This window comes from uncultured Arthrobacter sp., from assembly GCF_947495145.1.
In the GTDB taxonomy this organism is placed as follows: Bacteria; Actinomycetota; Actinomycetes; order Actinomycetales; family Micrococcaceae; genus Arthrobacter_D.
In genome coordinates this window covers 55,414-68,740 of the sequence record NZ_CANLXP010000009.1, presented here as the reverse complement: position 1 = coordinate 68,740, position 13,327 = coordinate 55,414, and the positions used below count along the sequence as shown (strand labels likewise).

Sequence of the window (13,327 nt, the reverse complement as noted above, 5' to 3'; positions counted from 1 at the left end):
ACGCTCAGGGCTCTGTGTTGCCGGTTCTCAGGGTAATTCCGCCGGAGGTCAGGGGAGGTTCAGGGTCGGCCCCGATGGTTGGAATGGCCGCCGGGAACAAGGATGAAGATATGAACTCGCATCCAGACCCATCTTCGACGCCCCGGGACGCTGACGGTCGCCCGGAATCCTCTGCTGATCCGACCGCCGGCCACGGGGAACAAGGCGCCGCCCCCAGCGGCAACGAGAGCGCCGGCTTCGGCAGCAATCAGAGCTCCGCTCCCGGCGACAACCCGGGCGCCGCCTCCAGCGGCAATCAGAACCCTGCTTCCGGCGGCGCCCCGGGCAGCACACGAATCGGCTCCGGTACCGGCTTCTTCGGCTGGCTCCGAAGCCTGCGGATCACCCGCGGGGAGGACCGCTGGATCGGCGGCGTTGCGACCGGAATCTCGGCACGAACCGGCCTGGATGTCGTCCTGGTCCGCGGCCTTTTCGTTGTGCTCGCGATCTTCGGCGGGATCGGCCTGCTGGTGTACGGGCTTGCCTGGGCATTGCTGCCCGAACCGGACGGACGCATCCACGCGGAATCCGCTGCCCGCGGCAGCTGGACCTCCGGCATGACCGGAGCCCTGGTCGTTTCCCTCCTCGGCCTGTGGCGCCCGAACGCACCGTTCTTCGGCAACACCGGTGGGTTCGGCGGCTTCATCTGGAGCCTGTTCTGGATCGGCGTGGCGGTGTTCATCGTGTACTGGATTTCCAACGCCAACCGGAACAAGAGCCAGTACAGCGCAGGCCCCGGCAGCACGGGCGGGGCGGGCACAGACAGCGAAGGCCCAGGTGGCAGAGGGAATGGGGGCGCGGTCCCGCTGGATACCTACTCGACCGGAACCACTTTCGCGGGCACCGCTGCTCCGGGTACCACTTCTCCCGGCACCGCTGCTTCCGGCACCGCACCGACCGACATCTTCCCACCCACAACTCCGCCCACCAGGCCTTTCGCCGGTCCGGCCGGTTCGGGTGTTCCCACGCCCAAGGCCTCCCCCAGGCGCACGGTGCCGCGGCCCACCGGTGCTGATGTGGCCATCTTCCTTGGCGGGGCGCTCCTCCTGGCAGCGCTGGTGCTCGTCCTCGACTACGTCGGCGTACTCGCCCTCGGCGGAAGCGTTGTCGCCGTCGCACTGGCAACCGGCGTCGTCGTACTGGGGCTTGGGATTGTCCTGTTAGGGGTCCGCGGACGCTCCTCCGGTGCGCTGGGCTTCCTGGCAGCCGTCGGGATCGCGGCGACCTTCATCGCATCAGCCTCCCCGCTGACGGGCAACTGGGTTCTCGCTGACCAGGGCAGGTGGTCCATGACGGCGGCGAGCCCGGCGTCCGAGGGATACACCGTCGTCGCCGGGCAGGGCCGCGTGGACCTGACCGGCCTCGAAAACATCACTGAGGACGTCACCATCTCCGTCAATGCAGCTGCAGGGAACGTCGGGATCCTGGTGCCCGACGACGTGCCGGTGGACGTGCGCTCACACATGGCGCTCAGCTCAACAGAGGTGGTCAGACCAGCCGGCACCACCAGTGTCGGCGGAATCTGGCAGCCCGGCACGCTGCAACTGAACGAGGACGCGGATGGCCCGGGCATCATCCTCGACGTGCGGGGTGTGGCCAGCCGCATCACCGTCTCCACCACCGAAGACGCACTCCTGGACACCGAAAGCAGGCTGGAACGATGAGCACCCTCTATCCCAACAAGAACGACGACGACACGCGGCCCCGCGCCGGAACCATCATCTGGGGCACCCTGGCGATTGTCATCGGCATCCTCGTCCTCGCCGGTGAACTGACGGGCCTGGTGCTGGATCCCGTACTCGTGGTCATGGTGCTGCTGGTAGGCACCGGTGTGGCACTCATCGTCGGAGGAATCCTCTCGATGAACCGGCGCAGCTGAATGGACACCTACGGCAGTAGTACCTCCCGTGACATCTCTCTCCCAATACGAAAGCATGGACAAATGAATTCCTTCTTCAACGCCCTCCGCTCCTCTCCCATCAAGCGCGCACCCGGCGGGTGGTTTGGCGGCATCGCCTCAGGCATCGCCATCAAGTTCGGCTGGTCCGTGGGAATGGTGAGAATCGGCATCCTGCTCAGCTTCCTGCTTCCCTTCATCGGTCTGCCGCTGTACGTGGTCCTGTGGCTCCTGCTCCCGAAGACGGACGGGACGATCGCACTGGAGTCGCTGGTGGGCCGCCGCTACTGATAGCCAACCTCCCCTCCTACGACTCAGGAACGCTAGAAGACGGGTGTGTCCACCGACCGGTGGACACACCCGTTCAGTCTGTAGATGCTTACCCGGCCTGCCCGCACGGAGCAGGCTTGAGACATGGAAACTACGACGTTCAACCCGTCCTCACGCACCGACGCAGCCCGGCGACCGGATGCGCCGATCAGGGTTGAGAACCTCAGCAAGATCTATCGGCAGAAGTCCGGCGTACTGCACGCCGTCGACAATCTGAACCTGTCAGTCCGCGCAGGGGAAACCTACGCGCTGCTTGGCCCGAATGGCGCAGGGAAAAGTACCACCATCGAGATCCTCGAAGGTCACCGCAAGCCCACCTCCGGCAAAGTCACCGTCCTGGAAACGGCGCCGTACAAGGCACATCCATCCTTTCGGGCGCGGATCGGCATTGTCCTGCAGGAAGCGACCGACTCCGGTGAGCTTCGGGTCGCCGAGGCGCTGCATGCCCTGGCGTCCTACTACCCGAATCCCCGCCCGGTGGACGAGCTGATCTCTGCCGTCGGCCTGGAAGGCAAGGAGTCGCAGCGCATCAGCACTTTGTCCGGCGGCCAGCGCCGTCGCGTTGATGTGGCATTGGGCCTGGTCGGCAACCCCGAACTGCTCTTCCTGGATGAGCCCACCACCGGTTTCGATCCTGACGCCCGACGGACATTCTGGGAACTGATCCGCAGTCTCCGGGCCGATGGAACCACCATCGTCCTGACCACCCACTACCTCGACGAAGCAGAACAGCTGGCAGACCGGCTCGGCGTCATCACCCACGGTCAGCTCGTAGCCGAGGGAACCCCCGGCACGCTCGGCGGCGCTGCCCTGCGGACGCCGCGCGTGAGTTGGGCGGACAACGCCGGCCACCATGAAGAAAGCACCGACCGGCCGGCCGAGCTTGTGAACCGGCTCAGCGCAGGCGGCACCGAGGAGCCGCTGCACCTGCAGGTTCGGGTACCGAGCCTTGAAGACATCTATCTCGAGCTGCTGAGGCAGCATGACCTGAACGGCGAAGAAGCGTCATGAAAACAACTACAGCTCCGGCACTGACCGGTCCGGCCGCGCGGGGCCCGCGCCGTTCCTGGAAGCCGAACACCCTGGCCCTCGGCTGGCGGCGGACCCTACTCGAAGCACGGATGTTCTCCCGGGATCCATCCTCGCTGGTGTTCACCCTGTTCTTCCCGCTGATCATGATGGGCCTCTTCAGCAGCGTCTTCGGTAACGAACCCAGCATGGGTGACCCTTCCAGACCAGAGTCCCTGCTGCGCCCGGCCGAGTACTTCCTTCCCGGCATGCTTGCCCTCGCCACCATTCTGAGCGGCTTCCAGAACCTCAGCGGTTATGTGGCCGCGGAACGGTTCAACGGCAGCATCAAGCGGCTGGCCGGCACGCCGTTGCCAAGCCTGTCCTACTTCCTGGGCAAGACCGGGCTCACGTTGATCCTCATCCTGACGCAGACAACCCTGCTCCTGCTGGGCGCGCGTTTCCTCTTCGGTGTCGACCTCCCAACGACGGCGGCCGCCTGGCTGACCTTCGCCTGGCTGTTACTGGGTGCAACCGCCGCATGGTCGGTGGTCGGAATCGCCTTCGCGTGCATTGCCAGATCAACGCAGTCCGCGTCGACCATGTCCGCTGTTCCGCCGCTTCTGCTGGCCTTCATCTCGGGTGTCTACTTTCCCTTCTCACAGATTCCGGACTGGCTGGGCGGCCTTGCGGACCTGACGCCGCTCCGCTGGACCGCCAGCGGTTTCCGCGCGGTGTTTCTTCCCGAAGGCTGGGAGTCCGTCGAGCCGGGAGGCGTCTGGAACCTTGGCCTGTCCGCCCTCGTGATCGGCCTCTGGCTGGTCGTGGGTCTCATCGTGACCATGCTGACCTTCCGCTGGCCACCGCAGAAGTGATCGATACCGGCGCGGGCGGGCAACCGCCGTCGTACAGTGATTCCATGACTACTCCAGCGGATCGGAGCGTCCCCCTACTCCCGGACAACTCCGTATGGCTGCGAGGGATGCGCTGGTGGCATATCGGCTTCTATGCGGTGCTGTCGGTGGTGGTGCTCGTAGTCCTGCTGCTGGTGGAAGGTGACTCAACTAAGGCCGCCATGCTCGTGGCTCTCGGAGTACTGGCAGCCGTCTATCCGTTCCTCACCCGGCTGGAGCACCTTGGCTCCTGGCGCCCGACGGCGTACGTTGTCCTACTTGTCAGCGCCGTCGGGTTGTTGTCATTCCTGTCGAGTTACGGGTCCATCCTGCTTTTCATCGCCTTCCCCCAAATCTGGATGTTCTCGAACACCCCGCGCAGAGGCCTCGCCGCCACCGCCGTTCTCTGCGTTGTGGTCGCGCTGGGTCAGTTGAACCTCACCGGTACAGATCCGGAAAATCTGCGAAGCGTCGGTTTGCAGGTGCTCATCTCCTTCCTGGGCTCCAGCATGATCGGGTTGTGGATCTACAAGATCATCGACCAGAGCGAGGACCGCGGACAGTTGATCGCATCCCTTGAGGCAACCCGGGCGGAGCTCGCCGAGGCACATGAGCAACAGGGCGCCATGGCTGAACGCGAGCGCATGTCACGGGAAATCCACGACACCCTCGCGCAGGGATTCACGTCGATTGTCATGCTGTCCGAGGCAGCGCAGGCAAGGCTACGCCGTGCGCCGACAGACAGCGGGGTTACCAGTGAGCTCGCAGCAATCGGTGAAACGGCGCGGGAGAATCTACGGGAGTCGCGCGCACTCATCGCCTCGGCGGGCCCGTCGCAACTGCAGGGCGGAGACCTCCTGGGGGCGTTACGCCGGCTGGGCGAAGCCGCCGGCCGGGATGGCCGCAGAGCTGAGGTGTCCCTTCCGGAGACGCTGCCGCCGCTGACGTCTCCGGAACAAATTGCGGTGCTGCGCTGCGCCCAGGAAGCGCTGAGCAACGTTCGCCGCCACAGTCATGCGGAAGACGTGCGGTTGGCCATCAACACTCAAGGCGGCAGCCTGGTGCTCACGGTGAGCGACAATGGCTGCGGCTTCACCGGACAAGACAGCAACGGTGGATACGGACTGAAGTCGATGCGTACGCGGCTGGCGGAGATCTCCGGAACACTTGCGGTGGATACTGCACCTGGCCGCGGAACGCGTGTCACCATGACCGTGCCGCTCGCACCGCGACCCACCCCCGAAGCTCCACGGCCATGACAGACAATGCTGTCAGGGTCCGCGTCCTCATCGCGGATGACCACCCCATCGTCCGCGCGGGCCTCCGTGCGCTGCTCAGCACCGACAGCCGGCTTCTGGTTGTCGGTGAGGCCGGGAACGGTCGGGAAGCCGTCACCAGCAGCGCAACTGATGCTCCCGACGTCGTGCTCATGGACCTGCGCATGCCGGAAATGGATGGGGCTGAGGCAACCGCCCGGCTGCTGAAAGCCGACCCGGCCATCAAAGTCCTCGTGCTCACAACGTACGACGGCGATGCCGACATTGTGCGCGCAGTCGAGTCGGGCGCGGTGGGCTACCTCCTGAAGGACACTCCAGGTGAAACGCTCATCGACGCTGTCCTTGCCGCCGCACGCGGCGAAACCGTCCTCGCGCCGCCGATTGCGGCGAAGCTGGTCTCCCGGCTGCGGGCACCGGAGCCCCCACCGCTATCCCCCAGGGAGAAGCAGGTCCTTCAGGCGGTGGCGCAGGGAATGAGCAACCCGGAGATCGCTGCAGCGCTGTTCATCGCGGAAACCACCGTCAAAACCCATCTGCTGCGAATCTTCGCCAAGCTGGACGTCGACGACCGGACGCGCGCCGTCGTCGTCGCCATGGAGCGCGGTCTGCTGCCGTCCGCCCGCTAAGGCAGCGCCGTCGTGCCAGTGTGTTCGGCGCCTCTGACACAAAGGGGCCTCCCGCGCCGATGTGTCTAGAATCATAGAGGGCTCAAAGAGGCGCTCTTCTCGATTCCCCGTCCACGATTGATTGGAAAACGCCTTAATGAAGATTGGAATCCTCACCAGCGGAGGCGACTGTCCCGGACTCAACGCGGTGATCCGCGGAGCTGTACTGAAGGGCATCAAGACCGACAACCTCGAGTTCGTGGGGTTCCGTGACGGCTGGCGGGGCGTGGTGGAGGGCGACATCATCGATCTTCCCCGACACGCGGTTCGAGGCATTTCCAAGCAGGGCGGCACCATTCTGGGCACGTCCCGCACCAACCCCTTCGAGGGCAAGGGCGGACCCGACGCCATCAAGGCCACCCTTGACCGGCTCGGCATCGACGCAATGATCGCCATCGGCGGCGAAGGCACGCTCGCAGCGGCCAAGCGCCTGACTGACGCCGGGCTGAAGATCGTCGGCGTTCCCAAGACGGTCGACAACGACCTCGACGCCACCGATTACACCTTCGGCTTCGATACCGCCGTGCAGATCGCCACCGAGGCCATCGACCGGCTCCGCACCACCGGTGAATCCCACTCCCGCTGCATGGTGGCCGAGGTCATGGGCCGTCACGTGGGCTGGATCGCGCTGCACGCTGGCATGGCCTCGGGCGCGCACGCCATCCTCATCCCGGAACAACAAACCTCAATGGAACAGATCTGCGAATGGGTCACTGATGCCAGGGACCGCGGACGCGCGCCGCTGGTTGTGGTCGCCGAAGGCTTCGTCCCCGCGCACATGGAACAGGCGCACTCCGAACGTGGCCTGGATACCTTCGGCAGGCCGCGGCTGGGTGGCATCGCCGACCAGCTCGCCCCCGAAATCGAATCCCGCACCGGCATCGAGACGCGCGCCACGGTACTCGGCCACATCCAGCGCGGCGGCGTGCCCTCCGCGTTCGACCGGGTACTGGCCACCCGCCTCGGGATGGCAGCCGTGGACTCGGTCATCAACGGGCTATGGGGCACCATGGTTTCGCTCAACGGCACCGAGATCGCCCATGTCGGTTTCGATGCCGCGCTGGGCAACCTCAAGTGCGTTCCGCAGCACCGTTACGACGAAGCGGCCATTCTCTTCGGCTGAGAGCCGTCTGCTGCCGCTGAGCCCCGTTCAGCTAACGTTGTTCCATGAAATTCGGGACGAATCTGGAACCCGGCACCATCTCGATCATTCAGCTCGCCTGGTCCAGACTGCTGGGGCTCGACGACGATGCCATGGCCGCCGGCGGCCGGAACCGCATCTACCGTGAGGACAACAGCGCCCCGCTGCTCAGCTTCGTCTCCCTCTTCGGGAAGGAAGCGCTGGTGGGGCCCACCTGGGCGCTGGATGAGGCGAAGAGCCTGCCCGGCGCCGAACTGGCCCGGCATTCAACGCTGTTGTCCATGAGCCGGCCGCGCGGCGGAAGGGGGCTCGGCGAAGCTTTCCTGTATTTCTGCGACACCCTGCCCACCTTCCCTGACGACGGTCCGCCGGTCAGCAGCGACACCGAACACGCGCTCGCGCTTGAGCGGCTCTGCCCGCCGGACGACGTCGCCGAGGTGGGACTCAGCGCGATGGAGCACACCTGCGTTCTGGTGGACGACTCCTCCGATCCTCTGCTCCCCCTCGCCGGCGCCGGCTACGACATCTGGGAAGGCATCCTGGCGCACCTCGGCGTGCTGACGGCTCCGGCTGAACGACAGCGGGGACGGGCGTCCTACGCCGCATCAATCGCGGTCGAGGAATCCATGGCTGCCGGGCTGATCCCGCAGTGGCGGGCGCGCACGGACAATACTGCCTCACAACGCACAGCGCTCAGCGCGGGGTTTGTCCGCGTGGGAAGCCAGACCTCCGTTGTGCTGGAGGGCGGCGCGGCCTAGCGGCGCAGGGCGACGGCGAAGGACCGGACGTAGCGGAAGCCCGGGAAGAACGAGAGAAGGGTTAGCTGAAGAGCTCCAGCATGTCAGCGCGGCCGAACATGGTGGCGGCATCGCGTGCTGACGGCGTTCCGGCGTCCGGGCTTGCGCCTGCGTCCAGCAGGACCCTCGCCACGTCGGAGTAGCCCTTGAAGACTGCTCCGGCCAGCGGAGTCTGACCGCGGTCATTCGGCGCCTCGGCATCTGCTCCACGCGCAATAAGATCGGCAACCACCGAGGCGTGCCCGTTATACGCGGCGAGCATCAGCAGGCTGTCCCCGGCAGCGTTGGTCAGCGTCGCCGGCACCCCGGCGTCAAGGTACTGACGCAGCGTTGCGCCGTCGCCTTCCCGTGCTGCATCCAGCAGCCGGTGGGCCAGCGCGATGGCTGCGTCGGCTGAGGGATCTGAGCCCTGTGCGGTCATACCCGCCCGCCTTTCAGCAGTCCGGTGGGACGGCCGACAACCTGCCCGGCGTCCGTTGCGACGATCAGTTCCTGTGCGGCCGCGTAGTGCTCCTCACCGTCCACCACGTCGACGGCGGCGTCAGGATCCACGCTGCGCTTGATGACCGCCAGGCCCACCGCGCCCATCTCGTAGTGCTGCCCGACGGAGGTGAGCGTACCCACCGTTCGTCCTCCGACGACGACGGCGCTGCCGCGCTCCGGAAGGGTGTGCTGGCTGCCGTCCAACTGCAGGAAGACAAGCCGCCGCGGCGGATGCCCGAGGTTATGAACGCGGGCGACTGTCTCCTGGCCCTTGTAGCAGCCCTTCGAGAGGTGGACGGCTGTGCGCAGCAGATCGAGCTCGTGCGGGATGGTGCGCTCGTCCGTTTCTACACCGAGCCGCGGACGCCAGGCCGCAATGCGCAGGGCTTCCGACGCCATCATTCCCGCCAGGGTGAGACCGTTCACGGCTTCCGCGAGATCGGGGCGGGGAACCAGGTATTCATGCCAGGGACGCTCTGCGCCCGGGTGCGAGCCCTCCTCCACAACGCTGTAGGAGTACCCGCCCGTACGGATGTTGGGCCACGCGTCAATCCAGGTGAGGTTCTCCCCGAACCGTTCGACCGGCTTGACCGAACCGACCGTCGCCCAGAGGGCAGTGACGTCCGCTATTTCCACCCGAAGCATAAACTTCATGCGGTCCAGCCACTGTGCCAGTGGAGCGGCTTCCCAACTTTCGGTCAGCAGCCAGGTGGTGGCGCCGTCGTCGACCACTCGAGGACTGTACTCAATCCGACCCTGCACGGTGAGCAGGAGCGTTTCGGTGGATTCGCCCGGCGCGAGGTCCAGCAGGAGCTGCGAGGAAAGGGTGTTGAGCCAGCTCAGGCGGTCGGGGCCGGACACGGTGACGACGCCGCGGTGGGAGAGGTCGACGACGGCTTCCCCGCGGGCGAGCGCGCGCTGTTCGCGGAGCGGATCGCCGTAGTGCGCCGCCACGCCCTCATCGGGTGCGCCGGCAGCAACAGCGCCGGGCAGGGAAAGTAGCGGGCTTGAGTAGGTCATACCGTTGGCAACGTTCTTGGCGGTCGCGGGTATTCCAGCGGCGGATTCCAAGGAATACCGGCTCAGGACGTCTTCTTGAGGATCGCGGAGGCATGCGGTTCGAGCGAGCTGCCGTTCGCTGCTATGTCCCAGCGCCAGTACAGGTCACCGCTGACCAGTCCGAACAGGCGCGTGGCCGCCGAGTAGTCCTTGGAGTGCTGCCCGCGCATCACGAGGTCTGTGGTGAGCTGGATCTGCGGACCCTTGATGCTCCCGTAGTACAGCTCCGCGATGCCGCCCGGATGGACGATGGTGGCAGTGATGTCAAACCCGCCCGCCTCATTACGGAACTGTTCAACCTCGTCGGCACTTTTCAGGGCGGGCACGATGTCCGCCGGCGACAGACCGGGGCCGACGTCGGCGTCGTTCAGTTTGCGGTCCAGCGCCCAGAATCCGGTCTCCACCGACAGCGGACGCAGGGTGTTGCCCTCTTCATCGGTGAGCCAGCTCTCCGCGGTGTACTGCACATAGGGCAGGCCATGCTGGGTGAAGGTGGCACGCTGGAAGAAGTGCTCCGAATCCGCGTTGCCCTCGCCGAGCCTGCCGGAACCTTCCCACGTGCCCAGCAGCCAGGACAGGGGAACAAGCTCGGGAGTCAGGTCTGTGGGTATCTCATACGACATGGATCAGCGGATGCTACTTCTGGCCCTTGTACAGGCGTGCGACAACGAGTGCAGCGAAACCGGCCATGCCCAGGCCCGCGATGACCAGCAGCGAGATGAAGAAGATTTCCAGCGCAAGAATTGACATGGATCCATCCTAACGCCGTGTATCTTCCGCCCGCGCCATGATGAGCGTCACGTCGGTGCCGTAACGCACTGTCAGCTCAGCAGGAGCCGTTCGAGGAAGTACACGAGCGAGCCGATGCCGAGGATCGGGGCTATGCCGACGGCCAGGACTGCGGCAGCGTTCAGGGGCGCATCCCTGCTGATCACCAGGCGCCGGCCTGCCACCACGACAGCACCGCACACCGCGCCGATGATCGCTGCGGCAAGGCCTTCGACGTCGGTGAACACCAGCGCGCACAATGGTCCGGCGAGCGCCGCGAGGACAACCCCGAGCGGCCCGACCATCCGGTCCGGCCAGGGCAGCAGTGCGGTGGCAATGGCCACGAGGACGCTGATCCCGGTAACGAGTGTGACGCCGGAGGTTCCCGCATTGATGGCGAGGTTTTCAGCTGCGATCCAGCCCGCCCCGAGTGCGATGAGCAACACTCCGGAGCTGGCCCCGAGCGTCGATTCGAGCCGGTGGCTCTGGCCGGTTCCGCGGATGAGCTGGATGAGGAAGATCGCGCCGACACCGAGGGCCACCGCAACCGGCAGCCAGGTGAGCGCAGCCCCGGAGGGAGCCAGGTAGGCGGCGGCGCACGCCGCGATCGCGCTGAGGGCGATGGCCGTCGACTGGCTCTTGCGCGCCGGAACTCCCAGCACATGCGGCCATCCGATCGCCGCCACAAGGATCAGCACCACGACGACGGCGGCGTTCACCGCCAGTGACACGTAGGATGCGCCGACAATAGCCGTCAGTGCGCCCGCCGCGACCAGTGCCGCCATCATGATCCTCACCCCTGCAATACTGCACTACCCATGCGGGAGGCGTCGAAAGCGGCAGCCTGCTCCGGCATGCTGCGGTTCGCCTGGTTGGTGGCGTTTCCCCGCGGGATGTTACGGCGTGCCGCCAGTCACACCGGTATACTGGACCGAATCCGCTGCCGGCCCGCTGGAATGTTCTCCTGTTCACGGCTCACCGGTCACCGCTGCGCCCGCCCGATGATGCGCGTCCCAATCCCTGGAGGACACATGCCGCACATCCTGATGCTGACGAACAGCCCGGGCTCATCCGTGGATATCCTGCCTGCGCTTGAACTGCTCAATCACAAGGTGCACATCCTGCCGGCCGAACCCACCGCCCTGCTCGAAACTGAACCAAGCGACGTCGTCATCATTGACGCCCGCAAGGATCTGGTGGGTGCCCGCTCGCTGACGCAGCTGCTGCGTGCCACCGGGCTCAGTGCTCCGCTGATGCTCGTACTTACGGAAGGCGGCATGGCCGCCGTGTCCGCGAATTGGCTGGCCGACGACGTCGTCCTCGACTCAGCCGGTCCGGCCGAGGTTGAGGCGCGGCTGCGCCTCGTCATCTCGCGAGCGAACACTGCGGCCGAGGAGGTATCGAGCGAGATTCACGCTTCCGGCGTCGTCATTGATGAAGCGAGCTATACCGCGCGCGTCGGCGGCGAGCCGATGAACCTCACCTATAAGGAGTTCGAGCTCCTGAAATACCTTGCGCAGCATCCCGGGCGGGTCTTCACCCGCGACCAGCTGCTGCACGAGGTGTGGGGGTACGACTACTACGGGGGCACCCGGACCGTCGATGTCCATGTGCGCCGGCTGCGCGCCAAGCTTGGTGCCGACCACGAGCAGCTGATCGGCACGGTGCGGAACGTCGGCTACCGGTTCACGCTGACCCGGCAGCCCGGCGACTCAGCTGTTCCCCAGCAGGCATAGACAGAGGCTCCCTCCCCCGAAGTGCGGAGAGGAAGCCTCTGATGTTTTCGCAGTGCTGTTCGTGGAGGACATACGGGTCGAACGTATCGAGGGCGCCCCACTGGCGCATCCCCCCGGTTGCACCCTTTCGAGCGCTAGAAAAGCGTACAACACCCTGCCGATGCTGCCAAAAGCCCTCCCGGAACCGCGATGCACACGGCTACGCTGATCAGATGACCGCAGCTAATGCACCCACCTGGCCCATCCTCACCATCGGCGGCGCTCCACGCGATGAGGTCCTGGCGGACATCGTCGGACTGGCGCGGGCTGCGGAGGACGCTGACGGCAACCCTCCCCTGTCTGAACAGACGCTGGTGAATTTACGTGCGTCGCACGAACACCCGGACTCCCTGCTGGTCTTTGCGACCTACGCCAGCGACGGTGAGGGTGTGGCCGGCGAGGAGCTGGCCGGCGTCGCCGTCGTCAGCCTTCCCCGCTCTGAGGAGCAGCCGGGCGTGCTGGAACTGGTGGTCCGGCCCACCTACCGTAACCAGGGCGTCGGCACGAGCCTGGTCCGCGCGCTGCAGGAGCACCAGTTGCCGGAGCTGCGGGTGTGGTCGCATGGCAACCATGCCGCCGCCGTCGAACTCGCGTCCACGGCCGGGTACACCCCCGTCCGTGAACTATGGCGCATGCGGCAGACACGTGCCGCGCTTGAAGCGACAGTGCCCGACGCCGTTGTCCCCGACGGAGTGCGCCTGCGCACCTTCGAACGGGGCAGGGACGAGCAGTCCTGGCTGGACGCGAACGCCGCCGCATTTGCGCACCATCCCGAGCAGGGCGCCATGACGTCCGAAGACCTTGAGGCGCGCATGGCGGAGGACTGGTTCGATGCGGACGGGCTGATCCTCGCGGTGCGGGAGGCGGATGGTCAGCTCCTCGGCTTCCACTGGACCAAGGTCCACCCGCGCAGCGGCAAGCACCCCGCCATCGGTGAGGTGTACGTGGTCGGGGTGACCCCCGCTGCGCAGGGCATGGGGCTCGGAAAGGCTTTGACCATCGCCGGGATCGAACACCTGCATTCGCTGGGTTTGCAGGCGATCATGCTGTACGTCGACGCGGACAATACTGCCGCCGTCGCGCTGTACCGTTCGCTGGGCTTCACGCGGTGGGACGTTGATGTCATGTACGCGCCGGGCAACAAAGCAGACTTGTAAGGTTGAGGAGGGCTTCAGCCCACTGCGACACGGCAGGT

The 13,327-nt window shown here is 65.9% G+C and carries 15 protein-coding genes; 11 read left to right on the top strand and 4 right to left on the bottom strand.

Annotation, left to right across the window (positions count from 1 at the left end):
• Positions 1–110: 110 nt before the first annotated feature.
• From Q0877_RS08750 to Q0877_RS08710, 9 genes are all read left to right on the top strand, one after another.
• Positions 111–1,703: a PspC domain-containing protein gene (locus tag Q0877_RS08750; RefSeq protein WP_299167043.1), complete on the top strand. Its 1,593-nt coding sequence runs from the start codon at positions 111–113 to the stop codon at positions 1,701–1,703.
• Positions 1,700–1,918 (top strand): hypothetical protein, encoded by a 219-nt coding sequence (locus Q0877_RS08745; protein ID WP_299167042.1) that lies wholly within the window; start codon positions 1,700–1,702, stop codon positions 1,916–1,918. Before Q0877_RS08750 ends, Q0877_RS08745 begins: the two co-directional genes overlap by 4 nt.
• A gap of 63 nt (positions 1,919–1,981) precedes the next feature.
• The gene (locus tag Q0877_RS08740; protein WP_299167040.1) at positions 1,982–2,227 is read left to right on the top strand and encodes a PspC domain-containing protein; all 246 of its coding nucleotides are present in this window, start codon (positions 1,982–1,984) and stop codon (positions 2,225–2,227) included.
• Between the two features lie 123 nt (positions 2,228–2,350).
• On the top strand, positions 2,351–3,277 hold the full coding sequence (locus Q0877_RS08735; protein WP_299167038.1) for an ABC transporter ATP-binding protein: 927 nt from the start codon (positions 2,351–2,353) through the stop codon (positions 3,275–3,277).
• Positions 3,274–4,149, top strand: coding sequence for an ABC transporter permease (locus Q0877_RS08730; RefSeq protein WP_299167037.1), 876 nt, complete (start codon positions 3,274–3,276; stop codon positions 4,147–4,149). Before Q0877_RS08735 ends, Q0877_RS08730 begins: the two co-directional genes overlap by 4 nt.
• Positions 4,150–4,193: 44 nt before the next feature.
• Positions 4,194–5,426, top strand: a complete 1,233-nt coding sequence (locus Q0877_RS08725; RefSeq protein ID WP_299167036.1) for a sensor histidine kinase — start codon at positions 4,194–4,196, stop codon at positions 5,424–5,426.
• Positions 5,423–6,070, top strand: a complete 648-nt coding sequence (locus Q0877_RS08720) for a response regulator transcription factor (protein WP_299167035.1) — start codon at positions 5,423–5,425, stop codon at positions 6,068–6,070. The genes Q0877_RS08725 and Q0877_RS08720 overlap by 4 nt, the downstream gene beginning before the upstream one ends.
• Positions 6,071–6,206: 136 nt before the next feature.
• Positions 6,207–7,232 (top strand): 6-phosphofructokinase, encoded by a 1,026-nt coding sequence (locus Q0877_RS08715; protein ID WP_299167034.1) that lies wholly within the window; start codon positions 6,207–6,209, stop codon positions 7,230–7,232.
• A gap of 44 nt (positions 7,233–7,276) precedes the next feature.
• A complete protein-coding gene (locus Q0877_RS08710) occupies positions 7,277–8,008 on the top strand; it encodes a GNAT family N-acetyltransferase (RefSeq protein WP_299167033.1) in 732 nt (243 codons plus the stop codon).
• A 61-nt stretch (positions 8,009–8,069) separates the two neighbouring features.
• On the opposite strand, the gene Q0877_RS08705 is transcribed toward Q0877_RS08710, so the two are convergent.
• The 4 genes from Q0877_RS08705 to Q0877_RS08690 form a co-directional block, all read right to left on the bottom strand.
• Complete coding sequence (locus Q0877_RS08705; RefSeq protein WP_299167032.1) at positions 8,070–8,468, bottom strand: ankyrin repeat domain-containing protein; 399 nt, start codon at positions 8,466–8,468, stop codon at positions 8,070–8,072.
• A complete protein-coding gene (locus tag Q0877_RS08700) occupies positions 8,465–9,550 on the bottom strand; it encodes a folate-binding protein YgfZ (protein ID WP_299167030.1) in 1,086 nt (361 codons plus the stop codon). Before Q0877_RS08700 ends, Q0877_RS08705 begins: the two co-directional genes overlap by 4 nt.
• 62 nt (positions 9,551–9,612) lie before the next feature.
• The gene (locus Q0877_RS08695) at positions 9,613–10,212 is read right to left on the bottom strand and encodes an FABP family protein (RefSeq protein ID WP_299167028.1); all 600 of its coding nucleotides are present in this window, start codon (positions 10,210–10,212) and stop codon (positions 9,613–9,615) included.
• 198 nt (positions 10,213–10,410) lie between these two features.
• The gene (locus tag Q0877_RS08690; protein ID WP_299167027.1) at positions 10,411–11,145 is read right to left on the bottom strand and encodes a hypothetical protein; all 735 of its coding nucleotides are present in this window, start codon (positions 11,143–11,145) and stop codon (positions 10,411–10,413) included.
• Positions 11,146–11,388: 243 nt separating this feature from the next.
• Here Q0877_RS08690 and Q0877_RS08685 point away from each other — a divergent pair, with 243 nt between their 5' ends.
• Both Q0877_RS08685 and mshD read left to right on the top strand, forming a co-directional pair.
• Positions 11,389–12,093: a response regulator transcription factor gene (locus tag Q0877_RS08685; protein ID WP_299167025.1), complete on the top strand. Its 705-nt coding sequence runs from the start codon at positions 11,389–11,391 to the stop codon at positions 12,091–12,093.
• 212 nt (positions 12,094–12,305) lie between these two features.
• On the top strand, positions 12,306–13,289 hold the full coding sequence (gene mshD / locus Q0877_RS08680; protein ID WP_299167024.1) for a mycothiol synthase: 984 nt from the start codon (positions 12,306–12,308) through the stop codon (positions 13,287–13,289).
• Positions 13,290–13,327: the final 38 nt, after the last annotated feature.